Below are 11438 nucleotides of genomic sequence, written 5' to 3'. Positions count from 1 at the left end.
GCCTGCTGATTGAAATAATTTAGATTTTTGTTTATTATTTGGAATTAGCATTATTTTTAATGTCTTTATCATACTATATTAACTCCTCAATTATTTTCTTGGCTTTATTATCTATATTATCCTAAAGCCTACAAATAAATGCAGTGTTATTTTCGCTTCCAGTATCTGTTATAAATTTATCTCAATTTTTAAGCGTTTGAACCTTTTTTTCTATTTTATTTGCAAATTATACTATTGAGTAATATTTCATTTATTACTTCAGTATCATTATATATAATCCATAAAAATATACTATGGTTTTATGGATTTTTATAGATTTATATTAGCTGTTATATGCCTCCTAATTAAAATTCTTGATTTGAAATTATGTCATTTATCTTATCTATATTACCTATGATAACTAAAATATTTTCTTCCTCCATTTTATACTTTGGAGAAGGCATCAGCTTTAGACCTCCTTTTGCTTTTACGGCTAGCACTGTAATATCGTATTTAGCTCTTAAATTTAATTCTATTATAGTCTTACCAACCCAGCTTTGAGGAGTTACAATCTCCATAATAGAATACTCTGGATCTAAATTAATTTGGTCTAGAATGTTTTCTGATGCTAGATTATACGCTAATCTAACTCCCATATCTCTCTCTGGAAAAACTACCCTATCTGCTCCAATTTTATATAAAACCTTTGCTTGTAATTCATCCTTTGCTTTACATACTATTTTAGGAACACCTAGCTCCTTCGCCATAATTGTAGCCATAATAGAAGCTCTTATATCCGAACTAATCGCAACTATTGCTACATCGAAATTTCCTAATCCAATACTCTTTAAATCTCTTTCATCTGTAACATCTAATATTGCTGCATGTGTAACCTTTTCAGCGATATCATCAATCGCATCTTCATTTTTATCTATAACCATTACTTCATTTCCAAATTCACTCATTTTTGTAGCTACAGCTGAGCCGAATCTTCCACATCCGATTACAATATATTGCTTCTCTTTGCTATTATTACTGTAAAATTTTTTTTTCATAATTCATACCTCTTATCTATTATTAACCTACTATTATTTTACCATTTGGTCTCTTTATATTTTTATCCTTTTTAGCTATATTTATTGATAAAATAGCTGTAAATATAGTCAATGAGCCTACTCTTCCTAAAAACATCAAAATTATTATTATAAACTTTCCTATAATATTTAAATTTGGACTTCCACCTATACTAAGTCCTACTGTTGCATATGCTGATGCAACCTCAAATGCGCATTCTATAATAGAAAACTGAGGATTTGTTAAAGATAAAGTCAATGTCCCAACTATAACTATAAATATAGCTATAAAAAATATAACCATTGATTTTCTAATAGCTTCAGTACTTATACTTCTTTCGAAAATTTGTATTTGATCCTTTCCAATCAAGAAATCCTTAACAGTTAAAAATAATACAGCTATTGTAGTAGTCTTTATACCTCCACCAGTAGATGCTGGTGAAGCCCCTATAAACATAAGTATTATCATTAAAAATATACTTGATTCCCTAGCTAAGGATAAATCTATACTATTAAATCCAGCTGTTCTAAATGTTGTAGATTGGAATATTGAAGAGAGAAGCTTACCCTTCATATTCATATTACCTAGAGTATCTGGATTGTTATATTCTACCAAAAATATAAATATAAATCCTATTAATAAAAGTATTGCTGTAGATGTAATGACAAGCTTTGAATGAACATTTAATTTAGAAAATCTTTTATTTTTCAAAAAATCTAGTATAACTGGATATCCAATTCCTCCAAGTATTATCAATAAAGACACAACTATCATTACAAAAACATTGTCATATAAAGACGTCAATGATGAAAATTGTCCACTTATAGAACCCATCAAATCAAATCCCGCATTACAAAATGCAGAAATTGAGTGGAACATTCCATACATCAAACCTTTTACAGGTCCCAATTTTGGAATAAAGTTTATAGACAACAAGACTCCACCGACAGCTTCAATAATAAAAACCATAAAAATTATCTGTCTTGTTAGCTTTACAATACCTGATAAATCAAATTGATTTAAAGATTCTTGTATTATTAATCTTTCCTTTAAATTAATTTTCTTTCCTCTAATTAAAGATATCATTGTGGCTATTGTCATAAATCCTAAACCGCCAATTTGAATCAAAGATATTATTACAACCTTACCCAATAAGCTCCAATGCACAGATGTATCAAATACAACTAATCCCGTAACACATACCGCAGATGTCGCCGTAAAAAGTGAATCTACGAAATTCGTACTCAAACCATCGGCACTACAAACAGGCATAGATAATACCAATGCACCAAATAATATTATCAATAAAAATCCAACCGTTATAATCTGAACTGCACTCCATTTTTGTAGAAATTTAAACATATCTTTATTTATGATTCTCAATGAAAAAATGCCTCCTCTGTATTTATTAAAATCAATCATATTATATGATAAATATGGTTTTTTAACAATAATATCAAAATTTCTTTAAGTTAATTTAATACTAAAAAAGCGAACTCAAATTGAGTCCGCTATTATCTCTTATATAATCAATGTTATAATTAAGCTAATTTAGATTTAGCTACTTCTACTAATTGAGCAAATCCAGCTGGATCTTGTATAGCCATTTCAGATAACATTTTTCTGTTAACTTCAACACCTGCTAATTTTAATCCATTCATTAATCTTGAATAAGATATTCCATTCATTCTAGCAGCTGCATTTATTCTTTGTATCCAAAGTTTTCTGAAGTCTCTTTTCTTTAATTTTCTTCCTATATATGCGTTTTGTAATGCTTTCATTACGAAAGTATTTGCTGGTCTATATAATTTGCTTCTAGATCCTCTGAATCCTTTTGCAAGTTTTAACACTTTTTTATGTTTTTTACGAGCGTTCATTGCGCCTTTAACTCTTGCCATGTTCATGACCTCCTTATGTTTTTTAATTATTTTTTATTTTTTTGTTTGTTCTAATCCGTTCTGATTAGCTATTCTTATTTGTATGGTAATAATTGAGCTACTCTCTTAGCATCTCCTTCACTAACTATAGCTGATTTTCTTAAGTTCATTTTTGTTTTTGGAGATTTTTTAGTTAATATATGACTTTTATAAGCTTTATTTCTTTTTAATTTTCCAGTTCCTGTTTTTCTAAGTCTTTTTGCTGCTCCTCTATGAGTTTTCATTTTTGGCATGATAACTTCCTCCTCTCAGTTAATCGTCATTAAATCTATTTCTTTATTTTGTTTGTTTTTTTGGATCTATAATTACAACCATGTTATTCCCTTCAAATGCAGGGGCTTTCACTGGTTCACCAAACTCTTTAACTATTTCTATAAATTTAAGCATTACTTCTTTACCAATGTCTTTATGTCCTAATTCTCTACCTCTAAAACGAAGTTCTACTTTTACCTTGTCGCCTTTTTTAAGGAATTTGATAGCATTGTTCGCTTTAGTATTTAAGTCATTTGATTCTATACCAGGTCTTAATCTTATTTCCTTAACTGCTATTGTTTTTTGTTTCTTTTTAGCTTCTTTTTCTTTTCTAGTTTGTTCATATTTGTATTTACCATAGTCCATAATTTTACAAACTGGTGGTTTAGCATTAGGAGAAATTTTTACTAAGTCTAAATTTTTTCCATTTGCTATTATTTGAGCTTCTCTGGCAGACATTATTCCAAGTTGTTCTCCAGTTTCAGAGATTATTCTTAATTCTTTATCTCTTATTTGATCATTGATTAATAATTCTTTGCTAATTGTAGGACACCTCCAAATTATTATATTAAATATAAAAAAGCGAATGAACAAATTCATCCGCTATAAGTCATCAAAATTAATATCATCTCCTATATAAGGATATGATAGTTTAGCTTATATTAACCTTACTAACCTTCGTCGTAAGGTGAGAATGAATTCTTCTTGTTTTATATCTTCTACCTCGTTACCGTATAAATTATATAACTTTTATTAAGCTATGTCAACTACTTTTTTATTTATTATTTTTATTACAATATTAATATATAATATGCACTAAACTGCATTTCTGTAACCATATTTTATTATAACCTATTCTTCTCAATAATTCATCTGTAAAATATATCCTATCTTATTTCACTATTTACTTGTAATAGATTTTAATTGTAGTATTTCATTTTTTTAGAATAATAAAAATCCAGCTGGTTATACTTATTTATGACATCTTAGTTTACATAGTTTATTTTTTTATAAAATCATAATAAAACTTTACATCATTGGAAAAAATAAAATAAATCAAAATTCTATTACCTGAGGTGCAAAATATGAACTTACTTAACAATTTTTTTAAAAAACTTAATAACCCCGTTCCCGTTTTTGCTCAAACAAAGCTCGAAAAGGACTGTAGCAATGACGGTTCAGTAGGTGCAAAGCCCAAAACAACATTTAGAGATGTCGCTGGACTAGATGAAATAAAAGAAGAACTATTCGAGGTTGTAGATTTTATGAAATCACCAGAAAAATATCAAAAAATGGGAGCTAAAATTCCTAAAGGAATTTTATTTTACGGTCCTCCCGGAACCGGCAAAACATTATTAGCATCTGCCGTTGCTGGAGAGACAAATTCATCATTTTTTAACGTTACTGGTTCTGAATTCGTCGAAAAATACGTAGGTGTCGGTGCCAAAAGAGTTAGAACCTTATTCGAAAAAGCCAGAAAAGAAGCTCCAAGTATAATATTCATAGATGAAATAGACGCTATAGGAGCTAAACGACACTTAGAGAGCAACAACGAAAAGGACCAAACACTTAACCAGCTATTAGTAGAAATGGATGGCTTCAACAAGGATTCAAATGTAATCATAATAGGTGCAACTAATAGACTTGATCTTCTAGATGATGCGCTTTTAAGACCTGGACGATTTGACAGACATATTCATATAAGTTCTCCAAATGTCCGTACTAGATATGAAATTTTGAAGGTGCATACTAATAACAAGCCCCTAGATAAATCAGTAGACTTAGATTTATTAGCCAAGAAAACTCATGGATTTAACGGTGCACATTTAGCAAACATAGCTAACGAAGCAGCAATATTCGCAGTCAGAGAACAAAGTGAGCTTATAACCTCTGAGCATTTTGACAAAGCTCTTGAGAGAGTTATAGCAGGTGTCGAATCTAAAAGCTCTGTTTTAATCGAAAAAGAAAAGAAAATTGTATCTTACCACGAGGCCGGACATGCTCTTGTAAGCAATATCTTAAATCTATGTAAAATACAAAAAATATCTATAATCCCTAGAGGTGAAGCTCTAGGATATGTTCTTCAACTTCCAGATGAAGATAGATATATATATACAAAAACAGAATTAATCTCAAAAATGCAAATTTTGCTAGCTGGCAAAGCAGCCGAGGAGTTAATTTTCGACCATCAATCAACTGGAGCCAAAGATGACTTACAAAAAGTCACAGATATAGCAACTAATATGGTATGTGATTACGGTATGAGTAGATTAGGACTTATAACAATCGATAAAGATGCAAAATCATTTTTATCTAAAGATATCCAAAAGGAAATAAACCATATCGTCAATAGCTGCTACGACAAGACATTAAATCTTTTAAAAGAAAATATCAATGACCTACATATAGTTTCTAACTTCTTATTTGAAAACGAAACTATGACTTGTGAAGAATTAGAAGATTTAATTAGAAAAGAAGAAGCAAATTAAAATTATAAAAAAGATATCGCGATGCAGAATTTAAAATCTACATCGCGATATCTTTTTTTATAAGTCATTATTTATTATTATTTAATTATTTTTGAATTACATTAACTTTATCTTCAACTTCTTTGCATACCATAGCTACAAATTCATTTAATGCTAAGCTACCCATTTCACCTTTATCTCTAGATCTAACAGAAACAGCTTTAGCTTCAACTTCTTTTTCACCTACAACTAGCATGTAAGGAACTTTTTCTAATTGAGCTTCTCTTATCTTGAATCCTATTTTTTCTGCTCTGTCATCTATTTCAACTCTTAAGCCTTTAGCAAATAATGCATCTTTAACTTCTTGAGCGTAATCGTTGAATTTATCAGATATAGGAAGTATTTTAACTTGAGTTGGAGCTATCCAAACTGGGAATTTACCAGCATAATGTTCAGTTAATACACCTATGAATCTTTCTATACTACCTAATAAAACTCTGTGTATCATAACTGGTCTATGTTTTTCACCATCTTGACCTATATAAGTAGCATCAAATCTTTGAGGTAATTGCATATCTAATTGGATAGTACCACATTGCCATGTTCTTCCTAAGCAGTCTCTTAAGTGGAAGTCTATTTTTGGTCCATAGAATGCTCCGTCACCTTCATTTATTTCATAAGGTAATCCTAGATATTCTAGTGCATCTCTTAAACCATTTTCAGCTACTTCCCATTCTTCATCTGTACCCATAGAATCTTCTGGTCTAGTAGATAATTCTATTGAATATTCGAATCCAAATACTTTATAAACACTGTCTATAAGTTTAACAACATTGATTATTTCATCTTTTATTTGTTCTGGTAGCATGAATATATGTGCATCATCTTGAGTAAATGCTCTAACTCTCATAAGACCATGTAAAGCACCTGATAACTCATGTCTATGAACTCTACCAAGCTCAGCAACTCTCATTGGGAAATCTCTATAAGAGTGTGGTTTAGAATTATAGTAGATTAATCCACCTGGACAGTTCATTGGTTTTATAGCATAATCTTGTTCATCTATTTGTACAGTGTACATATTTTCTTTGTAGTGGAACCAGTGTCCTGAAGTTTCCCATAATTTTCTATTTAAGATTATTGGAGTTTCTATTTCAACATATCCTGCTTCTCTATGAACTTGTCTCCAGAAATCTAATAATGCATTTTTAAGTGCCATACCTTTTGGCATAAATAATGGGAATCCTGGTCCTTCTTCTGGTACCATGAATAATTCTAATTCTTTACCTAATTTTCTATGATCTCTCTTCTTAGCTTCTTCCATTAAATGTAGGTATTCTTCTAAATCTTTATTTTTTTCGAAAGAAGTACCGTATATTCTTTGAAGCATCTTGTTCTTTTCATCTCCACGCCAGTAAGCACCTGCAACATTTAATAATTTTACTGCTTTAACTTTTTTAGTTGATGGAAGATGTGGTCCTCTACATAAATCAGTGAAATCACCTTGTTTGTAGAATGATATTATTTCACCTTCTGGTAATTCTTCTATTAATTCAACTTTGTATATTTCATCATTGTCTTTAGCCCATTTTAAAGCTTCTTCTTTTGGAAGTTCAAATCTTTCTATTTTTAAATCTTCTTTAGCTATTTTTTTCATTTCATCTTCTATTTTAGCTAAATCATCTTCTGTTATTCTGTGTTCTAAATCTATATCATAGTAGAATCCATTTTCTATACTTGGTCCTATAGCAAGCTTAACATCTGGATATAATCTCTTTAAAGCTTGAGCTAGTATATGAGCTGATGTATGTCTAAATACATCCTTACCTTCTTGATCTTCAAATTTGAATAAATTTAATTCACAGTCTTCACTTACTTCATAGTCAAGACCTACTGTTTCTCCATTAACTGAAGCTGCCACAACAGCTCTAGCTAAACCTTCACTTATAGATTTAGCGATATCTAATACTGATACTTTGCCTTCGAATTCTTTAACAGAACCGTCTTTTAATGTAACTTTAATCATTTTATGCCTCCTATAATTTTATATCCCAAAATAAATTTTAAATTTATAGTTAATCTAAATAAAAAAACTCGTCCCTAAAAGTTGGGACGAGTATTATTTCGTGGTTCCACCCAAGTTGATTTATTTAATAAAAATAAATCCTCTTGATGACTATAAGGTAGTCAACCGAACACTTTCACACTTCGTGCTAATAAGTTCCGCTCCAAGGTAGTTTTTCAATTTGATTATTTTATAAGGCTCCCAGCCAATGACCTTACTCTCTGATAAAATAGATTCAAATTTACTTGTCCTCTTCATCGCAAAATATTTTAATTTCTTTAACTACTCTGATTTAGATTATAACAGATACTCAAAAATCATTCAACCTTAAATATCAACAAAATTTTATATAAAATCATAAATTTTTATTTTTTATGAAAAAGTTTTCTTTAAATATCTACTGTTTAAAAGTAACCTTAACATTATTTTCAAATATTATTTTTATATTTTCTATAATTTCCTCAGAAATCTCATCTCTTAAATTATCTATTATCTCTATTCTCTTAGGACACAAATTTATCAAAGTACTTATTAAAAAATCTTCGTAATTTAAATCATCTTTAATAATCATACTTATCATTTCCTCGGTATTATTATCATTTATCTCGATTCCATATTGATCGTAAAATTTAAAATTACCATCTTGCATTATATGTATTATCAATAAATCGATTTTACTATCTTGCGATTCTATAAAATATTTTAATGTATTTATAAATTGATTTTTATCTCTTTTTATTAAATATTCTTCGAGCGCAATATCGCTAATTATAGATATATACACCATAAAATCCCTCATTCTAAATCTAAAAAATCCATCTATATTGAGTGATTCTCCTGTATCTATAAATTCAACTAATTTATTGTAAATTGTATTTATTATAAATGCTTCCTTTTTATCGAGTAAATACTTAGCCTCTAGATATACTTTGTCCTTTTCCTCATCATTTAAATTTCTGTAATTGTTCCATATGTATTCTTTTAAATTTTTATTTTTTAATATAATCAAAATTAACTCTATAATTTTATTTATTGTTTCTTCTTTATTTTCCATATCTACATTTACTACTAAATCTCTTAACTGCTGATTACATATAATATACTTCTCACTGTTATCCTTCATAAATAAATTTACTAAATCATCATGCTGTGGTAAGTAATTTATATGTATTTTCTTATTTGTCAATATTATCGTCCCTTTCCATCAAATCAAAGGATAAGTTGAAATATATCTATATAGTAGTATGTCTATTTTTTATTTTTTAATTCATTTTTTATATGGAAAATTGTGTTACCTTTTTTATTTTAATATATCTGGATTTTCAGATACTTCTATCGCACTAAGTACTAAGGCTTTTATTGATTTTTGAAGTCTATCGTGTGCAATTTCACTATCTGCAACCTTTAAAAATCCTTCTTCATGTACAAATACTTCTTTGCCTTCAGTCGCTTCTATTTCGCAATAGTAAGTTGGACAAACATGAGAAACATTTCCTATATCACTTGAACCAGAACTTCCTTCTGGCTTTGTAAATTCAGTAATTCCTGATTTTATTAAGTTTTTCTCAACTATTTTTCTTAAATTTTGATTGTTTACTAAATCATCAAATGAGTTTTCAAAATTTGTATAAGATAACTTAGCTCCAGTCATAAGTGATGCACCTTTTGCACAGTTTATAACCTTTTGAGTTAATGTATCTAGATATTCTCTCTTTTGGGCTCTTATAGTTATTCTGCATTGTGCCTTGTGTGGGATTATGTTAGGAGCTTGGCCTCCATTAGTTATAATTCCGTGGATTCTAGCATCTGGAGTTATATGTTGTCTAAGTGCATTTATACCTGCATATGTAAGCTGTACTGCATCAAGGGCATTTACTCCCATATGAGGGAAAGCTGCTGCATGTGCTGCAACCCCTTCGAAAGAGAATTCTATAGAATCCATCGCCAAAGCTACTGGATCTAGGTTATTTACTCCTCCTAAATGCATTTGGAAAACTGCATCTATATCGTCAAATGCACCTCTATCAACCATATCGCATTTAGCACCTACCGTTTCTTCAGCAGGAGTACCCATAAAGACTATAGTTCCTTTAAATAAATCCTTTAGTTTACTAAGAGATACGCAAGCGCCATAAGTCAACGCTGCAATCCAGTTATGTCCACATGCGTGACCATTTTGATCGTGATTTTCGCCGTATCCTGGAAGAGCATCATATTCTGCAAGAAATGCTATTTTAGGACCATCTCCACATTTTAATTCTGCTCTAAATGCTGTTTCTATATCACAATAAGGATATTGAACTTCAAATCCATGCTCTGCAATTTTATCAACTAAATATTTTGATGATATATATTCTTTGTCACCCAATTCAGGATGATCAAATATAAATTTACTTACTTCTTCAAATTCTGGTGAAAGCTTTTCTACTATATCAAAAACTATTTTTTCCATTTTTATTCCTCCGTATACAATTATTTCTAATATAAATTGTATCACTCTGAAAAGCCAGAATAAAGAAAAAGTACCATGCTCTTTTCAAACATGGTACTTTTTCTTTATCGTTCACCTTTTTTGTATGGATTACCTAAAGCCGCTGGTGCCTTCGATGTTTTAACAAATAAAACTAACATTATCAATGTTACTACATAAGGCAACATAGATAATAGATTTTCATTTATATTTATTCCTAATGTTGGATTTCCTAAATAAACTGTAAGTCCTGTCGAAAATCCGAATAATATACAGGCTGCTCCAGCCCACTGTGGTCTCCATTTACCAAATATAACAGCAGCTAAAGCTATATATCCTTGTCCAGATATTAAAGATGGTCTAAATGTTGAAACTATCGCCAAGCTCATAGACGCCCCACCTAAGCCAGCAAGTATTCCCGAAAGTATTACACTTATATATCTTACCTTCGCAACATTTATTCCCAAAGTATCAGCTGCACCTGGATGCTCACCAACTGCTCTTATTCTAAGTCCAAACTTAGTCTTATATAATACAAACCAAACTACAAATATCATAGCCAAAGCTATATATGTAGTTGCATAAGTATTAAATATAGTATCTAATATACTTCCATATTCAAAAACTCCATTAAAAGGTCTCGGTATTTTATTTTCCATAGGTATAGTCGGAGTTGTAACTGAACCATTGAATAATATTTTAGATGTAAATAATGCAACACCTGGAGCCAAAAGATTTATCGCAACACCTGATATAGTGTGATCTGCATTAAAGCTTACAGTTGCAATCGCATGTATCAATGCAAATAAACCTCCTGCTATTCCTCCTATCAAAAATGCTATCCATGGATTTCCAGTTAAAACACCTGCTGTCGCTCCAGCAAATGCTCCAATTGTCATCATACCTTCAAGTCCTATATTTACTATACCTGAATTCTCTGAGAATATACCGCCAAGCGCTGTAAATATAAGAGGAGTAGAATACATTAACGTTGTACTAAGGATAATTGCTAAATCATTCATTATTTACTCCCCCCTTTACTTGTTCTTTTTTGTCTGATTTTTAAATATAAAATTCTAATAACACTAGTCAGTGCTATGAAGTAGACTATAGATCCGATAATTATATTAACTACCTCAGATGGAGCTCCAACTGATTGCATCTTCGTTCCACCGTATTTAAATGCACCGAAC

General features: G+C 30.1%; 10 protein-coding genes and 1 other annotated feature. Of the genes, 1 reads left to right on the top strand and 9 read right to left on the bottom strand.

The window, feature by feature from the left end:
• Positions 1-344 precede the first annotated feature (344 nt).
• From ACI3VO_RS14515 to infC, 5 genes are all read right to left on the bottom strand, one after another.
• Positions 345-1034: a potassium channel family protein gene (locus ACI3VO_RS14515; protein ID WP_439758600.1), complete on the bottom strand. Its 690-nt coding sequence runs from the start codon at positions 1032-1034 to the stop codon at positions 345-347.
• Positions 1035-1056: 22 nt separating this feature from the next.
• On the bottom strand, positions 1057-2415 hold the full coding sequence (locus tag ACI3VO_RS14510) for a TrkH family potassium uptake protein (RefSeq protein ID WP_439758601.1): 1359 nt from the start codon (positions 2413-2415) through the stop codon (positions 1057-1059).
• Between the two features lie 179 nt (positions 2416-2594).
• The gene (rplT, locus tag ACI3VO_RS14505) at positions 2595-2951 is read right to left on the bottom strand and encodes a 50S ribosomal protein L20 (RefSeq protein WP_320627021.1); all 357 of its coding nucleotides are present in this window, start codon (positions 2949-2951) and stop codon (positions 2595-2597) included.
• Positions 2952-3025: 74 nt separating this feature from the next.
• A complete protein-coding gene (gene rpmI, locus ACI3VO_RS14500) occupies positions 3026-3223 on the bottom strand; it encodes a 50S ribosomal protein L35 (protein ID WP_290693282.1) in 198 nt (65 codons plus the stop codon).
• Between the two features lie 43 nt (positions 3224-3266).
• Positions 3267-3842 carry a translation initiation factor IF-3 gene (gene infC / locus ACI3VO_RS14495; RefSeq protein ID WP_439758599.1) on the bottom strand — a complete coding sequence of 192 codons (576 nt, stop codon included), beginning with the start codon at positions 3840-3842 and terminating at the stop codon, positions 3267-3269.
• Between the two features lie 485 nt (positions 3843-4327).
• Between infC and ftsH the strand changes: the two genes are divergently transcribed.
• On the top strand, positions 4328-5731 hold the full coding sequence (gene ftsH, locus ACI3VO_RS14490; RefSeq protein WP_320627019.1) for an ATP-dependent zinc metalloprotease FtsH: 1404 nt from the start codon (positions 4328-4330) through the stop codon (positions 5729-5731).
• A gap of 85 nt (positions 5732-5816) precedes the next feature.
• On the opposite strand, the gene thrS is transcribed toward ftsH, so the two are convergent.
• The 4 genes from thrS to ACI3VO_RS14470 form a co-directional block, all read right to left on the bottom strand.
• A complete protein-coding gene (gene thrS, locus ACI3VO_RS14485; RefSeq protein ID WP_439758598.1) occupies positions 5817-7736 on the bottom strand; it encodes a threonine--tRNA ligase in 1920 nt (639 codons plus the stop codon).
• A gap of 79 nt (positions 7737-7815) precedes the next feature.
• Positions 7816-8042 (bottom strand) — a binding site (T-box leader).
• 130 nt (positions 8043-8172) lie between these two features.
• The gene (locus ACI3VO_RS14480) at positions 8173-8961 is read right to left on the bottom strand and encodes a putative sporulation protein YtxC (protein ID WP_439758597.1); all 789 of its coding nucleotides are present in this window, start codon (positions 8959-8961) and stop codon (positions 8173-8175) included.
• A 114-nt stretch (positions 8962-9075) separates the two neighbouring features.
• Positions 9076-10227, bottom strand: coding sequence for a M20 family metallopeptidase (locus tag ACI3VO_RS14475; RefSeq protein WP_439758596.1), 1152 nt, complete (start codon positions 10225-10227; stop codon positions 9076-9078).
• Between the two features lie 104 nt (positions 10228-10331).
• Positions 10332-11267, bottom strand: a complete 936-nt coding sequence (locus ACI3VO_RS14470; RefSeq protein WP_439758595.1) for an ABC transporter permease — start codon at positions 11265-11267, stop codon at positions 10332-10334.
• Positions 11268-11438: the final 171 nt, after the last annotated feature.

Source organism: Intestinibacter sp. (assembly GCF_051866655.1).
Lineage (GTDB): Bacteria > Bacillota > Clostridia > Peptostreptococcales > Peptostreptococcaceae > Intestinibacter.
The sequence above is the reverse complement of the archived record's forward strand: the minus strand, read 5'-3'. Positions and strand labels throughout refer to the sequence as shown.

Coding starts and splice junctions, on each gene's coding strand:
- ACI3VO_RS14475 (WP_439758596.1), bottom strand. CDS start 10,227: ATGGAAAAAATAGTTTTTGATATAGTAGAAAAGCTTTCACCAGAATTT.
- ACI3VO_RS14510 (WP_439758601.1), bottom strand. CDS start 2,415: ATGTTTAAATTTCTACAAAAATGGAGTGCAGTTCAGATTATAACGGTT.
- ACI3VO_RS14515 (WP_439758600.1), bottom strand. CDS start 1,034: ATGAAAAAAAAATTTTACAGTAATAATAGCAAAGAGAAGCAATATATT.
- thrS (WP_439758598.1), bottom strand. CDS start 7,736: ATGATTAAAGTTACATTAAAAGACGGTTCTGTTAAAGAATTCGAAGGC.
- rplT (WP_320627021.1), bottom strand. CDS start 2,951: ATGGCAAGAGTTAAAGGCGCAATGAACGCTCGTAAAAAACATAAAAAA.
- ACI3VO_RS14470 (WP_439758595.1), bottom strand. CDS start 11,267: ATGAATGATTTAGCAATTATCCTTAGTACAACGTTAATGTATTCTACT.
- infC (WP_439758599.1), bottom strand. CDS start 3,842: ATGAATTTGTTCATTCGCTTTTTTATATTTAATATAATAATTTGGAGG.
- rpmI (WP_290693282.1), bottom strand. CDS start 3,223: ATGCCAAAAATGAAAACTCATAGAGGAGCAGCAAAAAGACTTAGAAAA.
- ftsH (WP_320627019.1), top strand. CDS start 4,328: ATGAACTTACTTAACAATTTTTTTAAAAAACTTAATAACCCCGTTCCC.